The following is a 19,368-nucleotide window of genomic DNA, read 5'->3' as shown; positions in this document are numbered from 1 at the left end:
CCGTTTCAACTGGGAGGAAAGAATGAAACACCGACTGAAGACACTACTGGGCGCTGCCGCTGTCATTGTAGCCTCGACGCTTTCGGCGCATGCCGAAACCGTGCTGAAATGGGCTCATGTCTATGAGACACCCGAGCCTTTCCACACAGACTCGGTCTGGGCCGCCGGCGAGATCGCCAAGCGGACCAATGGCCGCTACAAGATCGAGGTCTACCCGGCCTCACAGCTTGGAAAAGAAGCCGACATCAACCAGGGTCTCAAGCTCGGCACCGTGGATATCATCATCTCCGGCTCCAGCTTTGCGGCGCGCGATCACAAGCCGATCGGCGTCACCTATTATCCTTATATCTTCCGCGACCCGAGCCATCTCCTGGCCTACACGAAGAGCGACGTCTTCAAGAAGCTCGCCAAGGGTTACGAAGACAAGACGGGCAACCACATCGTCGCTCTCAGCTACTATGGAACGCGCCACACGACTTCCAACCGCCCGATTTCGAAATGCGCCGATATGGCGGGTCTGAAGATGCGCGTACCAGATGTCCCGGCCTATCTGGCAATGCCGCGCGCCTGCGGCGCCAACACGACGCCGATCGCCTTCGCGGAAGTCTATCTGGCGCTGCAGAACGGTACGGTGGAAGCCCAGGAAAATCCGTTGACGACGATCGAGGCCAAGAAGTTCTACGAGGTTCAGAAGAACATCGTGCTGACCGGCCACATCGTCGATCATCTGAATACCGTCGTCTCCAAGACCCGCTGGGCCAGCCTCTCCGACGAGGACAAGAAGATCTTCACGGATGTGATGCTTGAAGCCGCAGCCCGCACGACGAAGACCATCGAAGCCCGCGAAAAGGCGCTCGTCGATGAGTTCAAGAAGAAGGGCCTGACCGTTACCGAAGTCGATAAGGCAGACTTCGAGAAGAACGTCATCGACAAAGTGAAGCTCGAGGACTTCGGCTACGAAAAGGCCGACTGGGACGCTATCCGCGCGTTGAAGTGACGATCCCCGCCCCGACGCGCACGGCGTCGGGGCAACCTCTTGCGACTTTCATGAACGGAGTGGACCCGATGACGGAGCATTCGCACGCGCCGATAAGCGTGGAAGAAATGGCGCATGCCTTTGAGGAAGAAGCAGCGCCCGTTGACCTGTCTCCCTATGCCATTGAGGACTGGGTGACGCTTGCGGTCTTCTGGAGCATGGGTCTTGCCGTATTCCTGCAATTCTTTACGCGCTACGTGCTGAACGACAGCTTTGCATGGACGGAGGAAATCGCCGCCAACTGCCTTGTCGTCGTGGTGTTTCTCGGCTCCGTGATGTGCGTGCGAATGGTCCGGCACATTCATGTGGATCTGCTCTACCGTTTCCTGTCGAAGCGGACCGGAAGGCTCCTGGAACTCGTGGTCGATGCCATCAGCATTGCCTTCTTCGCCTATATTACATGGCTGATGTGGCGTTATCTCGAGATTGTCGGGGAGGAGCGAATGGTCACGGTCGACCTGCCGCGCGGCATCGTCTTCTACATGGTCTTTGCAGCTTTCGCGCTGATGTTCCTGCGGTCCGTACACAATCTGGTCAAGGACCTGACCGGCACAAAGACCGTGCGCGAGCAGTCGCAGGGCGATATCCACGCGGAAGGGATCTGACCATGCTGCTTCTGATTGGATCCTTCCTCGTACTTCTGATCGTCGGCACGCCGGTCGCCGTTTCCATGGCTGTCGCTTCGCTCCTCTACCTGGTGATCTACGGCGTGGCGCCTGACATCATCGCCGCCCAACGCATGATCGCCGGCGTCGAGAGCTTCCCGCTGATTGCCGTGCCGTTCTTCATCCTGGCCGGCAACCTCATGAACATTGCCGGCGTCACCGGGCGCATCTATCGCTTTGCGCTCTCGCTCGTCGGCTGGATGAAGGGCGGGTTGGCGCAGGTCAACATCATCGGCTCCGTGGTGTTTTCCGGCATGTCCGGAACGGCGCTGGCGGATGCTGCCGGTATCGGCACGATCGAAATCAAAGCCATGAAGGATCATGGCTATCCGGTCGAGGCAGCCGTCGGCGTTACCGCGGCGTCGGCAACGCTCGGCCCGATCTTTCCCCCGTCGCTGCCTTTCGTCATCTACGGCATGATGGCGAATGCATCGATCGGCGCGCTGTTCATGGCCGGCATCATTCCCGGCATCGTGATGACACTGCTGATGATGCTCACCGTCTATGTTTTCGCCAAACGCAAGGGCTGGGGCTCCGATACGCCCTTCGAACTGAAACAGTTGCTCGGTGCCTCGCTCGAAGTGGCGATCGTGCTCGCCTTCCCTGCCACCGTCTACCTGATGATCCTGGCAGGCCTTTCGGTCAACGTCGCGGTGCTGATCGGGCTCGCGCTTCTGGTCGCGCTGGACTGGTATTTCGACTTTTCCGCAGTGATGGCCCTGATGACGCCGGTCCTGTTGATCGGGGGCATGACCATGGGGTGGTTCACACCCACCGAAGCCGCTGTGGCGGCGGTCCTCTGGTCGCTCTTCCTCGGCCTTGTGCGCTATCGCACCATGACCCTGAGGACGCTGGCCAAGGCATCCTTCGACACGATCGAAACAACGGCCTCCGTTCTGTTCATCGTCACCGCGGCATCGATCTTCGCATGGCTGCTGACAGTCAGCCAGGCGGCGCAGCTATTCTCCAACTTCATGTTCGGCCTGACGGACAGCTGGTGGACCTTCCTGATCATCGTCAACATTCTGCTCCTGATCGTCGGGGCCTTCCTCGATACGATCGCGGCTATCAGCATCCTGGTTCCTATCCTGATGCCCGTGGCCGCACGTTACGGAATAGATCCGGTGCATCTCGGCCTCATCATCACCCTCAACCTGATGATCGGCCTGCTCACGCCACCGGTCGGCATGGTGCTTTTCGTTCTCTCCCGCATCTCCAAATTGTCGGTGGAGCGAACGGCGCTCGCCATCCTGCCCTGGATGATCCCGCTGTTCATTGCGCTCGGTCTTATCACCTTCATACCGGCGGTCACGCTTTGGCTACCCACCCAGCTAGGCCTCATCCGATAGCCGCCCGGGTCCATATGCGGTGGACAGGCGACCTCTTGAACGAAAGAAAGGTACCAGTGCGATGCAGACGCGCGTTGCCCGCCTTCACGCCCAGCGTGACCTCCGAGTGGAGACGCTGGATTCCCCCGATCTCGGCCCAGGCGAAGTGCTGCTCAGAATGGCGGCCGGCGGTATCTGCGGCTCCGATCTCCACTACTACCAGGATGGCGGGTTCGGACCGGTGCGGGTTCGCGAACCCATCATCGCCGGCCACGAGGCCTCCGGCTTCGTCGAGGCCCTGGGTGCGGGGGTTTCGGGGCTCGAAACCGGGCAATTGGTGGCGGTCAATCCCTCGCAGCCATGCGGCGTTTGCCAATACTGCCGGATCGGCCAGCCGATCCATTGCCTCGACATGCGTTTCATGGGCTCGGCAATGCGCCTGCCGCACGAAAACGGCATGTTCCGGGAGAGGCTGGTCGTCCCGGCCATCCAGTGCCATCCAGTGGGAAATGACGTGTCGCCAGGCGAGGCCGCCTGTGCGGAGCCGCTTGCTGTGTGCCTGCATGCCGTCGCCCAGGCTGGCGACCTGTCGGGTCGCAAGGTGCTGATAACGGGGGCAGGTCCTATCGGGCTTTTGACGACCGCTGCCGCCCGGCATGCGGGTGCCGCCACTATCGTGGTGACAGATCTGGCCGACGCGGCACTATCGCGCGCGCCGTCCATGGGCGCGACCGAGACGATCAACGTGGCCTCCAATCCGGACGGGCTCCTTCCTTTCCAGGAAAACAAAGGCAGCTTCGACGTGGTGTTCGAGTGCTCGGCCTCGGGGCCGGCACTGCGCTCGGCGTTTGCCGCGATCAAGCCGCGCGGCACCCTCGTCCAGGTCGGCGTGACCGGTGACATGACCATCCCGCTCAACGCGCTGGTGGGCAAGGAGGTCGTCTGGCGCGGCTCGCAGCGCTTCCATGCGGAATTCGCCGAAGCGGTCAGTCTGATCGCCGCGCGGCGCATCGACGTGCGACCGATCATTTCGCACAGCTTCCCGCTTGATGCGGTGACCGAGGCTTTCGAACAGGCCGGGGACCGTTCCAAGGCCTGCAAGGTACAGATCACATTCGAACAGACTGAAAAAGCGTGAGGGACGAGACATGAGACATACTTGGCGCTGGTTCGGACCGATCGATAAAGTAAGCGTAAGAGACGCCGCACAGGCCGGCGCGGAAGGCATCGTTTCGGCGCTCCACCACATCCCGACCGGCGAGGTCTGGCCGGTCGATGAGATCGCCAGGCGACACGAGCATATCAAGGCCGGCGGCCTGGCATGGGATGTCGTGGAGAGTGTTCCGGTCTCTGAAGACATCAAGACGCAGACCGGCGACTGGAAGCGCCATATTGCCAACTGGCAGGAAACGCTGCGGCGTCTCGCGGCCTCGGGTATCCGCACTGTCTGTTACAATTTCATGCCGGTCCTCGATTGGACACGCACGGACCTGCGCTGGGATACGCGCCATGGCGCCAAGGCCATGCGGTTCGATCTGACCGATTTTGCCGCCTTCGATATTCATATCCTCAAACGTCCCGAGGCTTATGGCGACTATCCGGAATGGCTGCAGGAGGATGCGGCCCAGCGGTTTTCCGAGATGGAGGATGCGAAGATCGCCGCCCTGGGCAAGAACATCGGGGCGGGGCTGCCGGGCTCGGCGGATGGCTATTCGCTCGACCAGCTGCTGGAGAAGCTTCGCTCCTATCAGGGTATCGACCGGGCACGGTTGCAGCAGAATCTCATCGACTTCCTGACTGAAGTCACGCCCGTAGCGGAGGAGGTCGGCATCAACATCTGCGCTCATGGCGATGATCCGCCCTGGCCGCTGCTCGGCCTTCCACGCATCCTGTCGACCGAAGCCGATTATGCACACATGCTGGATCAGGTCGGCGCGCGCGCCAATGGCGTGACACTCTGCACCGGGTCGCTCGGCGCAAGGGCCGATAACGATCTGCCCTTCATCGCCTCGCGCTTTGCAGACCGTATCCATTTCGTGCATCTGCGGAACGTGACGCGCGACACCGACACGGTCCCCTGCTCTTTCTTCGAGGACGAACATCTGGAAGGTGCAACGGACATGGTTGCCGTGATCGCCGTGCTGCTTTCGGAAGAAGCCCGCCGGCGCGGGGAAGGCCGGGAGGATCATCGCATCCCCATGCGGCCGGATCACGGGCAGGAAATCCTCGACGACCTGAAGCGCGGTGCACAGCCGGGCTACCCGGCGATCGGACGGCTCAAGGGGCTGGCGGAACTTCGCGGCATCGAGAAAACTCTCATGCATGCCCGTTATGGCCTGGGGGCAAGATCATGAGCTACCGTCTGTAGACTGCCTTCACGGCAGAGGCGCGGGGATCTCCAGCCTGAAGCGTTCGCCAAGCTTCGCGAACGCCACCCGCGTTTCCGGATCCAGTGGAACACCACGCTGTTGGCGCTCTTCGGCGACAATCCATTCCCGGTCGCCCGGTGCCATTACCCGCATGCCCTCGCGCGGCGGCGAAGAGCGCAACACCTCGACGTAACGCTGCATTCCGGCGGTGAAGAGGTCTTCGGGCAGGAAGGCGCTGGGCTTCATGGCCAATACGAAAGCGCCAAGAGCGCGGGGGGTGGAAAAATCCGGGCCGTTCATCGGCAGAAGATCGAAGCTCAGCCGCATGCCCGACAGGACCGCACTCAGGATTTCCACCAGGCCCGCCAGCCCCGCGCCCTTGAAACCGAACTCGCCACCGACAGGCGCCAGCATCTCCGCCAGCGACGGATCACCGATGTCGCGGCCATCGACATCCGAGGCGACGCCAGCTGGAAGCTCACGGCCGAGGCTGCGGTAGAGCTTTACACGGTTATAGGGAATGGCGCTCGTCGCCATGTCGAGCAGCCAGGGCCTTTGGCCAGTGACCGGCACGGCAAACGCGATCGGATTGGTGCCGTGGAACCGCATCGCTCCGTCGTGCAGGCGCACGAAACTGTCCGAATTGCAAAAAGCGGCGCCGATATAACCTCTCTGCGCCGCATCCAGCGCATAGGCACCGGCCGGGCCGAAATGCGAGCTGTTGCGGATCGACACGGCGCCTATGCCGCATGTCTCGGCAAGCTCGATCGCCTCGTCCATGGCGCGATAGGCGGCAAGCGCCCCGTGGCCGTGATCCGCGTCGAGCAAGGCCACCGCAGGCACGGACTGCGTCACCGTCATGTTCGGACGCTTGTTCACCCGGCCACCGGTCATCGCGGTGATATAATGGTCGAGCAGGCGCACGCCATGGCTGTCCACGCCGAGCCGCGAGCCATGCATCATTGCGCGGGTCGCTGCATCCGCGGTCGGCTCATCGGTCCCGGCGGCGAGAAAAACCGCGCGGCAGAACCGCTCGACATCGTCGATTGCCGCATGGACTGTTTCCTCGGCGGCTGAAGTCGGGCTCAAAACGTCTGTCCTCCGTCGATCACGAGTAACTGGCCGGTCATGAATGCTGCCTCATCGCTGAAAAATGGCCGCCTGTCGAGCGGCGGGAAATGAAGCCGTGCCGCATCTTTTCCAGATCGGCCGCCTTGCTTGCGCCATAGGCAGCCCGCTTCGGCACGCCGGTAATGTGTCTCCAAAACGTCTGATGTACACACTAGACGTTTGATTATATTTGGCAAGACCGTTTTTGAGTCAGGAAGTGACGAGCTTCGGTTCGACCCTGATCCCGACGAATTGAAGGGGTGCATTCGACCTGATAGTTTCATCCCTCGACAGGCAGCGTTGGAAACGACCCGATCTCAAAGTGGGCCGGACGCAGGGAGGCACGATGGTGGACAGGCGCATGCCCATTGGGAAGGAGCGCCGGCCGAAAGTTGCAGGTGGCGCTGCACCTCGCCTCTACCGGCAGGTCTACGAGATCATCGCCGGACAGGTATCGCAGGGCGCGCTTCCGCCGGGCAGGCGCATCACCGAAAGCTCGATCGCCGAGCAGTTCGGCGTCAGTCGGGCGCCGGCAAGGCAAGCTCTGGCAGAGTTGGAGCGCGATGGACTTATCGAGAAATCGGCCGGCCGCGGCTACCGGGTAAGCGCCTCGGCGCTGGGAAAAGCAGTGCTGCCGGCAACGTTTTTCAATGTGGTGGATGACCTGCGCCCTACCCAGTTGTCGAGCTGGGAGAGAATCTATGGCGAAGTGGAAAGCGAGATCGCCGCGCGATGTTTCTTCGCCGGCTGGCGCGTCAACGAAGCAGAACTGGCACGCTCATACGGCGTCAGCCGCACGGTGGCGCGCGATGTCGTCGGTCGGCTGCAGCAACGTGGGATCGTCCGCAAGGATGAGCGGGCCCGCTGGGTCGCGCCGGCCATGACGCCGGATCACGTCGGTGAACTCTACGAACTGCGCTGGCTGCTGGAGCCCGTCGCACTGGAAAAGGCGGCGGCAAGGGTTTCGCCCGAAGACCTTGCCGCCATGCGCGAGCATTTGCAATCCGCCATGGACAACGCGGCCCAGCTTGCGGGCCAGGATCTCGACCGGCTGGAGGAGGAACTGCATGTCACCCTGCTCGGCCATTGCGACAACCGCACGCTAATGCAGGCGATCGGCCAGCCGCAGGCGCTGCTGGTCGCGCATCGGTTTCTCTACCAGTGGATGCCGCGGTTGTTCGGCTCGGAGCCTTTCCTGCCGGAACACATGGAAATCATCGAGCGACTTCAGGCCGGCAGGGTGGGAGACGCCGCAGCCTCGCTGCGAGGGCACCTGCAGATTTCGCGTCAGAGGGCGATCGACCGCATCACGCGGGTGACGCGCGATGTGCATCCGCATGACCTGCCTTATCTGGAAAAGCTCGACTGAACCTCCACCGCGGCAGGCACGCTATATCAGGACCGATGGGCCGTCCCGGAACACGCCGCGGGCTCCTCTCAGCCGAACACCTCCATTCACTAAGCAACCTCGCAGATATCGAGGATGGTCAGCATGTAGACGCGGATCATGTCGAGATAGTCGACGATGTCGACACGTTCGTCGGGCATGGTGTTGTAACGGCCGCCGGGGCCGCAGACGATACCTTCCATCCCGAGTTCCTTGTAGAGGTGGCCGGCATCGGTACCGTAGAAACGGGTCGGCGTGATCGCACCCGTCGGCTGCTTTTCGCCGCGTACCGCTTCATAGGCCGCGTTGATCGATTTGACGATGCGCGATGTCGGCGAGACCTCGAAGGGCGGCATCAGCGGGCGGCCCTCGATCAGTTCCGGAACCAGCTTGGCCTTGAGGCCGGGGAACCGGCCTTCAAGCGCCGCCAGCTCCCTCTCGAGATCGGCCAGCACGCCTTCCTGGGTCTGGCCCGGCGCATAACGGCAGGAGCCCTTGAGGCGGACGAAATCCGCCACCTGCGGCGGACGCCATTCCTCGAGGCTGCGGCCGAGCGCGCCGTGAACCACGCCGACATGGCCGCGGTTGATCGACCGGTGCACGTCGCTCCTGGCGCCGCTGAAGGTCATCGCATTGATGCGCGGAATGATATCGCAGGCCGCCGCGATGGCATCGACGGATTCTTCCCGCTTGGAGAGATGACGCGTATCGCCGGTCAGTTCGATGACGTAGCTGAGGGCTGCCGCATGCATGGTGACGGCGACGAGGTCGCTCGGCTCGCTGTTGACGAAATAGTCCGCCTTGACGCCGTGCCTGATCGCCGCAAGCGTGCCGACGCCGCCCTGCAGTTCGCCGACAACGAAGGTGAGAATAACGTCCCCCTTGAGCTTGACGCCGGCATCAAGCAGCGTCTTGACGGCGCAGAAATAGGCGGCGTCGCCGGCCTTCATGTTCGACACGCCGATACCATAGATGAACTTGTCATCGACGAGCCCGGCGTAGGGATCAACCGTCCAACCTTCCGTCACCGGGTTGGTGTCGAGATGGCCGTTGAACAACAGGCTCTTGCCGCCACCGGTGCCCTTGAGGCGTCCGATCGTATTGAAGCGCCGGCCTTCGTCGAACGGCTGGAGTTCGGCTTCGACCCCGATCTTTTCCAGCTCGCCGGCCATGTAGCGCGCGAGATCGCGCTCGCCATCGGTTTCCGAATGGCTCTTGTGCTGGACCATCTTCGACAGGAAATCGAGGCAGGCCTTTTCGTCGATCCGATCCACCAGGGACTTCGGGTCCATTGTCATGCTCCTTGATGCATTGTCATACATATTGGCCGGCCGCGCGTGGTACCGCCTCGATCAGGCGGCGCGTGTATTCGGCGCGATCCGGGCTATCGATATCCGCCGCCGGTGCGATCTCGACGAGATTGCCGCGATACATCACCGCAATCCGGTGGGCGATCTGGCGGATAAGGTTGAGGTCGTGGGTGATGAACAGGTAGGCGGTACCGCTGGCCTTCTGCAATTCCAGCAGCAGCTGGACGATCGACGCCTGCACCGATACGTCGAGCGCCGACGTGATTTCGTCGCAGATGACCAGTTTTGGCTTCGAGGCAAAGGCGCGGGCGATTGCCACGCGCTGTTTCTCACCGCCTGACAGCTGGTGGGGATAACGCTGTGCATGGGCGCGCGGTAGGCGAACCTGTTCCAGCATGTCGCCGATCTTCTGGTCGAGATTGGAGGCATCCCCGAACAGCTTGAGCGGCCGCGACAGGATCTCGCTGATCTTCTGGCGGGGATTGAGCGACGCGTCGGGATGCTGGAAGATGATCTGCACATCCTTGCGATAGGCATTGTCCATGTCGCCCAGGTTCCTGATCTCGCGACCGTCGAACCAGATCTTGCCCTCGAAGCGATTGAGGCCTGTCATCGCCTTCGCCAGTGTCGATTTGCCGGAGCCGGACTCGCCGACGATGCCGAGAATTTCGCCGGGATTGACACTGAGGCTGATGGCGTTATTGCCGGCGACACGTTCCGTCTTACGGCCGGTCAGTGCCGCCAGGAACGGCTGGCGGCCATAATGAACGCTGACGTCTTCGACCCGCACCAGCGGCGTGTCTGTTTCAACGGCGGTATCGCCGACCAGCCTGTGGGCCGGGTCAGGAACCGCCGCGATCAGCTCGCGGGTATAATCCTGCTGCGGATTGGCGAAGATGTCACGCACTGCGCCCTGCTCGACGATGTCGCCCCGACGGATGACGGCGACGCGGCTGGCCGTGCGCGACACCAGCGCCAGGTCGTGGGAAATGTAGAGCGAGGCGACACCGGTCTCGGCCTGCAGTTCCACGAACAGGTCGAGGATCTGGCATGAGGTGATGACGTCGAGCGCCGTCGTCGGTTCGTCGAAGATGATGCATTCGGGATTACAGGCAAAAGCGGAAGCAATGACAACGCGCTGCTTTTCGCCGCCCGATGCCTCGTGCGGCATGCGGTTCATCATCGCTCCCGGTGTCTTGAGGCCGACGCGGTCAAGCATCGCCTCGCCTTCCTTCCAGGCCTGCTGCCGTGTCAGTCCGCGATGTCGCACCAGCACCTCGGCGAGCTGGGTGCCGAGCGACAGGGTCGGGTTGAGCGACGTGCTCGGATCCTGGAACACCATGCTGATGCGCCGTCCACGAAACGCCTCGATCTGGGCATCGGTCTTTTCGAGCAGGTTCTCACCGCTCAGCAGGATGCGGCCAGCGGGTTCGCGGGCGTTCTTGGGGAGATAGCGCATGATCGACCAGGCAAGCGATGTCTTGCCGGAACCGGACTCGCCGACCAGTCCGAGGATCTCGCCGCGGCGGACAGTGAGATCGATGTTCTTGAGCGCATGGAAGACGCCTGAGGCCGTATGGTAATCCAGCGAGTAGTTCTCGATCGCGAGAACCGGGGTGTCTGGTGTCATTGTCATGGCCTTGACCTCAGGTTCGCGGATTGAGGGCATCGCGGAGACCGTCGCCCAGAAGGTTGAAGCCGACGGCGACGACAGCGATCGCCACGCTCGGCCAGATCAGAATGCCGGCACTCAGGTGCATGTAACGACGCGCCTCCGAGACCATCAGGCCCCATTCGGCCGCCGGCGGCTGCGCGCCGAGACCGAGGAAACTCAGCGTCGCAAACAGCATGACCGCGAAAGAGACACGGATGGTCATCTCGACAATGATCGGCGCGATGACGTTCGGCAGCATTTCCCGCAGGATGATGTAGGCGGAGCTCTCGCCACGGGCGACCGCCGCATTGACATAATCCTGCTTGCGCACCGACAGCGCGACGCTTCGGGTGATACGGGCCATGCCCGGCGCAAAAGCGATGGCGACGGCGATCAGCGCGTTGATCGTGCTCGAACCGAGGAGGTTGACCACCAGAAGCGCAAACAGCAGGCTCGGGATCGACATGACGGCATCGATGGTGCGCATGATCAATTCGTCCGCACGGCCGCCAAGAAAGGCCGAGGTGGTGCCGATGAAGGCGCCGATGAGCGTGCCGGCGATGGTTGCGAGCACGGCCATGACGACGGTGGCGCGGGCGCCGATCAGCAGGCGGCTGAAAATGTCGCGGCCGTATTGATCCGTTCCCAGCCAGAAGGCGGCGCTCGGCCCCTTGTATCGCGTAAGCGGTGCAAGCGTTTCAGGGTCGTGCGGCGCGATCATTGGTCCGAACAGCACGATCACCAGGACCAAAAGGACGAGGAACATGCCGATGGCGCCCTGCGGCGTGCGCAGGAGGCGTTTGATGAAATCAGTCATACTGGATCCTCTTGTCGAGCCAGGCATAGAGGATGTCGGCAATGAAATTGACGATCGAATAAGTGGCCGCCATGATCAGCACGCCCGCCTGGATAGCCGGCAGGTCACGCGCCTGGATCGCCACGATCAACTGGCGGCCGATGCCTGGAATGGCAAAGATCTCTTCGACGACGATAACGCCCCCAAGCAGGTAACCGACATCGAGCGCAACGATGGTGATGGTCGGCAACAGAGCGTTGCGCAGCGCGTGGCGGCGAAGCACGGCTCCGCGTGAAATTCCCTTCAACCGTGCGGCACGGATGTAATCGGTGTGCAGGACATCGACGAGTTCCGAGCGGACCATCCGCGAGACGTGGGCGATCAGGATCACCGAGATGACACAGACCGGCAGGACCAGATGAGCGATGCCGCTGGCGAAATTTTCGGTAAGCGGCACATAACCGGTCGGTGGCAGCCATTTCATCAGGTCGGCAAAAACGAGCACCGCAACGGTCGCCGTGACGAATTCGGGAAGCGCCACGCCGGCATAGGAGATCAGGCTGACAACCATGTCGGCGATCTTTCCGCGACGGACGGCGGCGATGATGCCGAGCGGAATGGCGAGAACCAGCATGAGGCCGATCGACAGGAAGGCCAGAAGCAGCGAGCGGCCGAGGGCTTCGAACATGACCGGCCCGACGGGCTGGCCGGTGCGCAGCGAGGTGCCGAGATCCCCTTGCAGCACATGGCCGAGCCAGGTTGCGTATTGCTGCCACACGGGGGCGTTCAGCCCCATGTTTTCACGCAGCGCAGCGAGAGCGTCCTGTGTTGCATTCTCACCCAGCATCATGACGGCGGCGTCGGCCGGCAGAATCTGCGTGATGGCAAAGACGATGAGCGATACGATGAAGAGCGTATAGACGATCATCACCAGCCGCTTGGCTATGTAGTTCGGGGACACGGTCGTGTTCCTTGTTGAATGGCCGGACGCTCAAAGAGCGTCCGGCATTGTTCGGGTCAGCCGCGCTTGGGCGCCTTGTCGGTCAGGGAGGCGTAGTCAAGACGGAAGACGGAGGCGCGCGGGTGCGCTTCGTAGCCGCTAACCCAGCTGCGCTTGGCCGAAAGCACGTCGAAGAACGACGGGATGATGGAGGGCACTTCCTCGTTCATCAGTTCCTGCGCCTTGGTGTAGAGCTCGGTACGCTTGGTGGCATCGATCGTTCCGCGCGCTTCGGCGACCAGGGCATCGAAGGCCTTGTTGTTCCAGCGCGTCTCGTTCCAGGAGGCATCAGATGTGTAGAGGAGCTTGAAGATGCCGTCCGGCGTCGGCTGCATGTTGTAGAAGCCGACGTAGAAGCTGCCCTTCTTCCAGACCTGCTCGAGATAGGTGGCATGCGGCATCGTCTGGACGTTGATGGTGATGCCGGCTTCCTTGGCCATTTCCTTGAGGGCGACAGCAAGCTGCGTGCGCACGGCCGGGCGGTCGGACGCAATCAGCGTGGCTTCCAGCCCCTCGGGGAAACCGGCCTCGGCGAGCAGCTTCTTGGCCTCGGCGATATTCTTCTGACGCTGCTTGGCAGGCTTGAAGAACTGGTAGGACGGGTTCAGCGGCGTATCGTTGCCCGGCGTGCCAAAACCTTCGGTAACGAAGTTGACCATGGCTTCGCGATCGACCGTGAGCGCAATCGCGCGGCGGACGCGCGGATCGTTGAACGGGGCGGTGTCGCAACCGAAGTTGATGTTGCAGAACTGGCCGGACGGCGTGCGCAGGACGTTGACCCCGTCATTGCCGTCTAGACGCAGGTATTCGGTTGGCTGCAACGTCGAGATGATGTCGATATTGCCGGCGATCATCGCCGAGCCTTCAGCCGAGATATCCGGGAAGACCTGGACTTCGATACGATCGAGATAGGGGCGTGCCGGGTCGTAATAGTTCGGGTTGCGTTCGACGACGATCAGGCGGTCCGGCTCGTAGGAAACAAGCTTGAACGGACCGGTGCCGACAGCCTTGGTGGACAGGCTCTTGAGGTCGCCGGTGGCGATCGCGGCCGGGATGATGCGCGCGTTGGTGTAGGCCATGGCGACAGGCAAGTCGGCATAAGCGCCGGACAGCTTGAACAGGACCGTGGTGTCATCGACAGCGACGATGTCGGTGATCGGACCGACATTGTTGCGGCCGGGCGACGCGGTCGCCGGATCGAGGATCGTCTTGAACGTAGCGACGACGTCCTTCGCCGTGAACGGCGAGCCGTCATGGAAGGTGACGCCCTTGCGCAGCTTGAACGTCCATTCGGTCAAGCCGTCATTGGGCGTCCAGCTTTCGGCCAGGTCCGGCTCGACGGACATGTCGACCTTCAGGCGTGTCAGGTTGCTGTAGAGCAGTTCGGTCACCAGGTATTCCGGGTTTACGCGCGTCAGCAGCGGATGGATGACGCTTGCGGCCTGATCCACCGAGATACGCAACGTACCGCCCTTGGCCGGCTTTGCGGTCTGCGCCAGGCCGAGCGCCGGAGCGGCAAAGACGGCGGCGGTGCCGGCGAGGAAGAATCGACGTTTCATTTCCAGCATTTTTTAGTTCCCTTATGTTTCAGACGCGGTTTTCAGGAATGGAATCGGCGGCAAAGTCCGCCGCCAGATAGGCCAGTATGCTTTTCGCCAGGGCGATGACGTCCTGACGGGTGGTATGCTCCTCAGGACTGTGGATGCAGCTTTCCGGTCGGCCGAGGCCGCCCAGCAGCACCTCCTGCGCAAAGCCGGACTTCTGCACGTAGCCGAAGTCGGAACAGCTTGCGGCGCCCCATTTCTGAAAGTCTTCCGGCTTATAGCCGAAGCCGAGCGACAGCGCCTTTTGCCAGCGCGGCCAATGGGGACCTTCCGGATCGTCCGTCGGGATGAGGTGTCCGACAAGGTCCATTTCGAGCCCCAACCCGGTGCCGGCAACGCTGTCGCGGATCAGGCTCTCAATTTCGGCGCGGGCATTCTCATAGCTCTCTTCCGGGGCATAACGCCTGCTCACCAGAATCTTGATCTCAGCCGGAACCTGCCCGCCGGCGGTGCCGCCGTTGACGGCCGAAATGGAAAGCTGGGGTCGCAGCGGACCCGAAGCGTGCGGTGGCGGCCTCAGTGCGGATGCCCGGCTGGCCACGGCCGGCTTCAATGCTGTCAGGGCATTGAGCAAGGGCAAGGCGCCTTCGATAGCGTTGATGCCCGCGCCGGTACGATTGCCTTCCCCCGCATGAACGGCGTGCCCCCTGATCGTCACCTGCAGATGGAAGACGCCAAAGCAACCCGCCCAGATGCGCGGCGCCGCGGACCCGTTGAAATTGAGGATGTGACCTTTCAACATGCCCTGCTCCGCCAGATAGCGAATGCCGGGATATAAGCCTCCCTCCTCATCGGTGCAGAGGAGCAGCATCGGATCGTAATACAGAGGCAGACCGCATTTCTTAGCGGCCCGCAGTGCCAGCAGGGTTGCCGCGATCGTGCCCTTCATATCCGCAGCGCCCAGCCCGAACAGATCGTCACCCTCGACCGTCAGCTTCAGCGGATCTCGCATCCAGCCCGGCGCGGGCGGCACCGTATCGACATGATAGTAAAGACCGCAGACAGGCTTTCCCGATTCGCGGGTGGCAATGAGGTTGGTCCGTTCGCCGGAAGCCGGCCCGCCGGCTACGTACCAGAGAGCACGCGGCACGACGATCCGCTCGAACTCAAACCCCAACGGCGAAAGAAGTTCGGCCATCAGATCCGCAAAAGCGCCGTAGCCCAGACCCGGCGGGAATGAGGTATCGACTTCGATCATCCGGGCCAGATCATCGACAGCAACCTCGACATCCAGTTCAATCGCTGCCATGGCAGGTTGAAGGATCTGTTGCGAAGAAGCTGGTTGCGGCGTGTTCATGGCAGTGTCCTCGGTACCCGTCGCGCCCGCCTCCCCAGCTTGCGCTTTAATATAAACTATATAGTAATACTGCGTAGATCGAGACCCTGAGTCAACTCCAAAGAAGAGGCAAATCATTGCCGGAAGTGCCCAATAATTCATCAGGAGTGATCAAGCTGACGGAACTGTCCTTGCCGCTCTATGAAGTAGTCAAACGACAGATCACCGAAGCGATCATGCTTGGCAAACTGCAACCGGGCTCGGTTCTGCCCAGCGAAGTGGCGCTGTCGCAAACCTACGGCGTGGCCGTAGGGACAATCCGTCGAGCGTTGATGGATCTCACCAATGACGGCCTTCTCAGCCGTCGCCGCAAGACCGGCACCGTCGTGACAGGCCGCAAGCCGCAGCACAGCCTGCGACTGTTTTTTCAGTATTTTCGACTGCACGGGCTGGATGGCTCGCTCAGCAAATCGGTCACGAAGGTGACTTCGCTCGCCAGGAGCCGTGCATCCGCGGCTGATGCCCGGAAACTTCAGATCGACGAAGGATCGCCGATCGTCACCTTTCACCGGGTGCGCTACGTCGACGAGCGTCCGATCATGCACGAGACGCTGACGCTTTCCGGCGAACGGGTTCCGGACTTTCCGGAGAGGGAAGAGGAAATCCCCCAGCTCTTCTACCTGCATCTGCTGGAAAATTATGGAATCCGCATTTCGGCCATACGCGAGCAAATCGGAGCCGATCTCGCGAACGATTTCGATGCCCGGTGGCTGGATCTGGCCCTACCCGCTGCCGTTCTGACGATCGACGAGGTCGCCTATGATCAACTCGCGGTTCCCGTTCTTATATCCGCTCATCGCGCGACGACCGCGCATCATAGATATGTCAACGAGGTACAATGAGTATCCGCGCGCGTTGAGCAATTCCGGTGGAACGGCATCGATGTCACTTCACGCGTCGTCCTCAACGAGAAGTCGAATGACGCTCTGCTTCATGTGAAAACTCATGATCTCATATGCCTGCGCCGGGTTGCCAGCCTTGATGGCCTCAAGGACGCTGCGATGCTCCTCGACGACACGCGGCGCCATCTGGTCGGGCGGCCGTTCCTGCAGTTTGCGGGTGAACTCCATCATCAGCTTGATCTGGTTGCGCATCGTACCGAGCGCAAAGGGGAAATACGGGTTGCGAGTGGCTTGCGCCACGGCCATGTGAAAGGCGAAGTCTGCTTCAAACACGCCCTCTCCCGGCGGCAGGGTCAGCATCCGCCGATGGGCCTCCTCTATGCCCCGAATGGCTTCGGGATCACAAAGCCGCGCCGCATCCTCCGCTGCCGCGCATTCCACCACCTCGCGAAACCGCATGCAGCGCTTCATGTCGAACACCGTCTGGATCGACAGCCCCTGAATATCGGCAGCCGACGGCACGACCTCCGCCCGAGGCTGCACGAAATTGGCTGAACCTCGCCGGGAAATGATCCGACCGGCGTCACGCATCTTCACCAGCGCCTTTCGCAGGACCGGACGCGACACGCCGAATTGACGGGCGAGTTCCGCCTCAGGAGGCAGGCGCCCGCCCCCTTGCCAGGCCGGCGCCTCCAGCATTGCTTCGAGCCGGGCGAGCACATGCGACGAGAGGTCCATAAGGACGCGCGTTTGCTGACTTATCTCATCCATCGCCGCATCCTATCCCCTGTCTTCGACCTTTCCAATAGGATCGCATAATGACTAATATTTACTTATATTGACAAATGAGTTCACTTGCGCGATTTAGCTGAGGACGACCAGGCCAAGGCAGCCAGAAACCCGCATGACCTGAAAAACGCCCGACATTGCAGAGGACCGGATGCTTATCGAGCCGAATTCATCGACACCTGTCGTAAACAGCCATCTCGCCCGACATACGCCGCACATCGTTTCGGTGCGGGCGATCCCGGTTGCTGGACGGGACAGTATGTTGCTCAACCTCAGCGGCGCGCATGCCCCCTTCTTCACCCGCAACCTCGCGATCATCGAAGATGATTCGGGTCATGTAGGCATCGGCGAGGTTCCAGGCGGCGAGACGATCCGTCAGACGATCGAGGAAGCCGGCCCTCTCCTGATCGGCCAGACGATCGGTGGTTATAACGGCCTGCTGGACCAGGTGCGGACGACTTTCGGCGACCGTGACAGCGGCGGCCGCGGGTTACAGACCTTCGATCTGCGAACGACGATCCATGTGGTGACTGCGCTGGAATCGGCGCTGCTCGACCTTCTCGGCCAGCATCTGGGCGTGCCCGTGGCAGCCCTTCTCGGCGACGGCCAGCAGCGCGACCGGGTCGAAATGCTCGGTTACCTCTTCTACGTCGGTGATCGCCGAAAGACAGATCTCCTCTATCGTGACGGTAAGGGCGAGACCGATGCCTGGTTGCGGCTGCGCGACGAGGAGGCGCTGACGCCGGAAGCGATCGTCCGACTCGCCGAGGCGACACAGGAGCGCTACGGTTTTCGTGACTTCAAGCTGAAAGGCGGCGTCCTACGAGGCGACGAGGAGATCGAGGCGGTCACGGCCATCGCTCGCCGCTTCCCCGAAGCGCGCGTTACCCTCGACCCGAATGGCGCCTGGTATCTGGAGGAGGCGGTCCGCCTCTGCAAGGGGCGCGGCGACGTGCTCGCTTATGCGGAAGACCCCTGCGGCGCCGAGCAGGGCTACTCCGGCCGGGAGATCATGGCCGAATTTCGCCGTGCCACCGGCCTGCCCACCGCCACCAACATGGTGGCCACCGACTGGCGTCAGCTCTCGCACGCGATCCAGTTGCAGTCGGTCGACATCCCGCTCGCGGACCCGCATTTCTGGACCATGCAGGGCTCCGTGCGGGTCGCACAGGTCTGCCAGACCTTCGGCATGACCTGGGGCTCGCACTCCAACAACCATTTCGACGTATCACTGGCCATGTTCACCCATGTGGGCGCGGCAGCACCCGGACGCGTAACTGCACTCGACACCCACTGGATCTGGCAGGACGGCCAGCGGCTGACCCGCGAGCCGCTGAAGATCGAGGACGGACATATCGCGGTGCCGGATCGGCCGGGACTCGGCATCGAGCTGGACATGGAGCGCGTCGAGGATGCCCACCAACTCTACCTGAAACACGGGCTTGGCGCACGCGACGACGCGACTGCCATGCAATATCTCATCAAGGACTGGCAGTTCGACAACAAGCGGCCGTGCCTTGTGCGCTAACGACGGAGCTACAGGCCGCCATGCGCCGCGGCGGCAATCATCAGGAGGCGGCGTCAAGGATCATTGAGGAGGATGAACCATGAAAGCACGAACACTGCTCGCCATTTCGCTTAGCCTCGGCAAGCCGCCTCAAGGTCTGGAAGAGACTTTCCCGGTATCTGGCCCTGTATCAGCGGCCTCGATGCGAAAGAGATCTTTGATCGACGCCACCACGTCCTCGATCCGCTCTGCGGGGCTGCGGCTCTCCAGCTCGACCGGCACGACTTCCAGCACGCTTGACAACTTAAACGACCGGACACCATCAGTTACAATTGTGTACAATCTTCCATTTTCAATCCTGATGCCTTCAGCAAAAAAATCGTCACTGTCCGCGACTGTCACCAAAAACATTCAAAACTCCACGCCATCTTTGGATACCCCATAAGATCGAGCAGAATGCATCATTTCAAATTGAGAAAACGACGTAGGCGCGGCTAAGTCCGGCTGCTCCTTTCGGTGGTTCCGAGTGGGGTATGTCCACGACAAACTCTCATTGCGCGGCGAGCGTCCCATTCTTCCCCATGTTAGCGCGGAAATAGATCGTCTGGCGGATATGCGAATCACGAGCGGTGAAC

The 19,368-nt window shown here is 61.7% G+C and carries 17 protein-coding genes; 8 read left to right on the top strand and 9 right to left on the bottom strand.

All coding sequences use genetic code 11. The features are described from left to right. Positions 1-22: 22 nt before the first annotated feature. From ACSQ8R_RS26055 to uxuA, 5 genes are all read left to right on the top strand, one after another. Positions 23-997 carry a sialic acid TRAP transporter substrate-binding protein SiaP gene (locus tag ACSQ8R_RS26055; RefSeq protein ID WP_436256235.1) on the top strand — a complete coding sequence of 325 codons (975 nt, stop codon included), beginning with the start codon at positions 23-25 and terminating at the stop codon, positions 995-997. 68 nt (positions 998-1,065) lie between these two features. Continuing rightward, a complete protein-coding gene (locus ACSQ8R_RS26050) occupies positions 1,066-1,641 on the top strand; it encodes a TRAP transporter small permease (RefSeq protein WP_436256234.1) in 576 nt (191 codons plus the stop codon). A gap of 2 nt (positions 1,642-1,643) precedes the next feature. Further along, positions 1,644-3,050 (top strand): TRAP transporter large permease, encoded by a 1,407-nt coding sequence (locus ACSQ8R_RS26045; protein ID WP_436256233.1) that lies wholly within the window; start codon positions 1,644-1,646, stop codon positions 3,048-3,050. Positions 3,051-3,111: 61 nt separating this feature from the next. Continuing rightward, a complete protein-coding gene (locus tag ACSQ8R_RS26040) occupies positions 3,112-4,167 on the top strand; it encodes an L-idonate 5-dehydrogenase (protein ID WP_436256232.1) in 1,056 nt (351 codons plus the stop codon). Between the two features lie 10 nt (positions 4,168-4,177). Further along, entirely contained in the window at positions 4,178-5,383 is a 1,206-nt protein-coding gene (gene uxuA, locus ACSQ8R_RS26035) for a mannonate dehydratase (RefSeq protein WP_436256231.1), read from the top strand. Between the two features lie 21 nt (positions 5,384-5,404). On the opposite strand, the gene ACSQ8R_RS26030 is transcribed toward uxuA, so the two are convergent. Beyond that, positions 5,405-6,487 (bottom strand): Ldh family oxidoreductase, encoded by a 1,083-nt coding sequence (locus ACSQ8R_RS26030; protein ID WP_436256230.1) that lies wholly within the window; start codon positions 6,485-6,487, stop codon positions 5,405-5,407. 382 nt (positions 6,488-6,869) lie between these two features. On the opposite strand from ACSQ8R_RS26030, the gene ACSQ8R_RS26025 reads away from it, so the two are divergent. After that, complete coding sequence (locus ACSQ8R_RS26025; RefSeq protein ID WP_436256229.1) at positions 6,870-7,877, top strand: GntR family transcriptional regulator; 1,008 nt, start codon at positions 6,870-6,872, stop codon at positions 7,875-7,877. Between the two features lie 89 nt (positions 7,878-7,966). Here ACSQ8R_RS26025 and ACSQ8R_RS26020 read toward each other — a convergent pair whose 3' ends face one another. From ACSQ8R_RS26020 to ACSQ8R_RS25995, 6 genes are read right to left on the bottom strand one after another with little or no spacing between them, the layout of a single operon-like run. Then, positions 7,967-9,187, bottom strand: coding sequence for a M20 family metallopeptidase (locus tag ACSQ8R_RS26020; protein WP_436256228.1), 1,221 nt, complete (start codon positions 9,185-9,187; stop codon positions 7,967-7,969). 22 nt (positions 9,188-9,209) lie between these two features. Next, on the bottom strand, positions 9,210-10,835 hold the full coding sequence (locus ACSQ8R_RS26015; RefSeq protein ID WP_436256227.1) for a dipeptide ABC transporter ATP-binding protein: 1,626 nt from the start codon (positions 10,833-10,835) through the stop codon (positions 9,210-9,212). Between the two features lie 16 nt (positions 10,836-10,851). Then, entirely contained in the window at positions 10,852-11,676 is an 825-nt protein-coding gene (locus ACSQ8R_RS26010) for an ABC transporter permease (protein ID WP_436256226.1), read from the bottom strand. Further along, a complete protein-coding gene (locus tag ACSQ8R_RS26005) occupies positions 11,669-12,616 on the bottom strand; it encodes an ABC transporter permease (RefSeq protein ID WP_436256225.1) in 948 nt (315 codons plus the stop codon). The genes ACSQ8R_RS26010 and ACSQ8R_RS26005 overlap by 8 nt, the downstream gene beginning before the upstream one ends. 56 nt (positions 12,617-12,672) lie before the next feature. After that, the gene (locus ACSQ8R_RS26000; protein ID WP_436256224.1) at positions 12,673-14,223 is read right to left on the bottom strand and encodes an ABC transporter substrate-binding protein; all 1,551 of its coding nucleotides are present in this window, start codon (positions 14,221-14,223) and stop codon (positions 12,673-12,675) included. Between the two features lie 19 nt (positions 14,224-14,242). Then, positions 14,243-15,556: a M20 family metallopeptidase gene (locus tag ACSQ8R_RS25995; RefSeq protein WP_436257284.1), complete on the bottom strand. Its 1,314-nt coding sequence runs from the start codon at positions 15,554-15,556 to the stop codon at positions 14,243-14,245. A 116-nt stretch (positions 15,557-15,672) separates the two neighbouring features. Here ACSQ8R_RS25995 and ACSQ8R_RS25990 point away from each other — a divergent pair, with 116 nt between their 5' ends. After that, entirely contained in the window at positions 15,673-16,437 is a 765-nt protein-coding gene (locus ACSQ8R_RS25990) for a GntR family transcriptional regulator (RefSeq protein WP_436256223.1), read from the top strand. Between the two features lie 48 nt (positions 16,438-16,485). On the opposite strand, the gene ACSQ8R_RS25985 is transcribed toward ACSQ8R_RS25990, so the two are convergent. Continuing rightward, positions 16,486-17,208 carry a FadR/GntR family transcriptional regulator gene (locus ACSQ8R_RS25985; RefSeq protein ID WP_436256222.1) on the bottom strand — a complete coding sequence of 241 codons (723 nt, stop codon included), beginning with the start codon at positions 17,206-17,208 and terminating at the stop codon, positions 16,486-16,488. Positions 17,209-17,377: 169 nt separating this feature from the next. On the opposite strand from ACSQ8R_RS25985, the gene gudD reads away from it, so the two are divergent. Further along, positions 17,378-18,754 carry a glucarate dehydratase gene (gene gudD / locus ACSQ8R_RS25980; protein WP_436256221.1) on the top strand — a complete coding sequence of 459 codons (1,377 nt, stop codon included), beginning with the start codon at positions 17,378-17,380 and terminating at the stop codon, positions 18,752-18,754. Between the two features lie 129 nt (positions 18,755-18,883). On the opposite strand, the gene ACSQ8R_RS25975 is transcribed toward gudD, so the two are convergent. Then, on the bottom strand, positions 18,884-19,144 hold the full coding sequence (locus tag ACSQ8R_RS25975) for a hypothetical protein (RefSeq protein WP_436256220.1): 261 nt from the start codon (positions 19,142-19,144) through the stop codon (positions 18,884-18,886). Positions 19,145-19,368 lie beyond the last annotated feature (224 nt).

Origin of the sequence: Neorhizobium sp. LjRoot104, assembly GCF_964253725.1 — a bacterium.
Lineage (GTDB): Bacteria > Pseudomonadota > Alphaproteobacteria > Rhizobiales > Rhizobiaceae > Neorhizobium.
The sequence above is the reverse complement of the archived record's forward strand: the minus strand, read 5'-3'. Positions and strand labels throughout refer to the sequence as shown.

What these genes read in the sequence shown, in the direction of transcription:
- ACSQ8R_RS26010 (WP_436256226.1), bottom strand. Translation starts at nt 11,676, where the DNA reads ATGACTGATTTCATCAAACGCCTCCTGCGCACGCCGCAGGGCGCCATC.
- ACSQ8R_RS26000 (WP_436256224.1), bottom strand. Translation starts at nt 14,223, where the DNA reads ATGCTGGAAATGAAACGTCGATTCTTCCTCGCCGGCACCGCCGCCGTC.
- ACSQ8R_RS26025 (WP_436256229.1), top strand. Translation starts at nt 6,870, where the DNA reads ATGCCCATTGGGAAGGAGCGCCGGCCGAAAGTTGCAGGTGGCGCTGCA.
- ACSQ8R_RS25995 (WP_436257284.1), bottom strand. Translation starts at nt 15,556, where the DNA reads ATGAACACGCCGCAACCAGCTTCTTCGCAACAGATCCTTCAACCTGCC.
- ACSQ8R_RS26055 (WP_436256235.1), top strand. Translation starts at nt 23, where the DNA reads ATGAAACACCGACTGAAGACACTACTGGGCGCTGCCGCTGTCATTGTA.
- ACSQ8R_RS26045 (WP_436256233.1), top strand. Translation starts at nt 1,644, where the DNA reads ATGCTGCTTCTGATTGGATCCTTCCTCGTACTTCTGATCGTCGGCACG.
- ACSQ8R_RS25985 (WP_436256222.1), bottom strand. Translation starts at nt 17,208, where the DNA reads ATGGATGAGATAAGTCAGCAAACGCGCGTCCTTATGGACCTCTCGTCG.
- ACSQ8R_RS26040 (WP_436256232.1), top strand. Translation starts at nt 3,112, where the DNA reads ATGCAGACGCGCGTTGCCCGCCTTCACGCCCAGCGTGACCTCCGAGTG.
- ACSQ8R_RS26050 (WP_436256234.1), top strand. Translation starts at nt 1,066, where the DNA reads ATGACGGAGCATTCGCACGCGCCGATAAGCGTGGAAGAAATGGCGCAT.
- ACSQ8R_RS26015 (WP_436256227.1), bottom strand. Translation starts at nt 10,835, where the DNA reads ATGACACCAGACACCCCGGTTCTCGCGATCGAGAACTACTCGCTGGAT.
- ACSQ8R_RS25975 (WP_436256220.1), bottom strand. Translation starts at nt 19,144, where the DNA reads ATGTTTTTGGTGACAGTCGCGGACAGTGACGATTTTTTTGCTGAAGGC.
- uxuA (WP_436256231.1), top strand. Translation starts at nt 4,178, where the DNA reads ATGAGACATACTTGGCGCTGGTTCGGACCGATCGATAAAGTAAGCGTA.
- gudD (WP_436256221.1), top strand. Translation starts at nt 17,378, where the DNA reads ATGCTTATCGAGCCGAATTCATCGACACCTGTCGTAAACAGCCATCTC.
- ACSQ8R_RS26020 (WP_436256228.1), bottom strand. Translation starts at nt 9,187, where the DNA reads ATGGACCCGAAGTCCCTGGTGGATCGGATCGACGAAAAGGCCTGCCTC.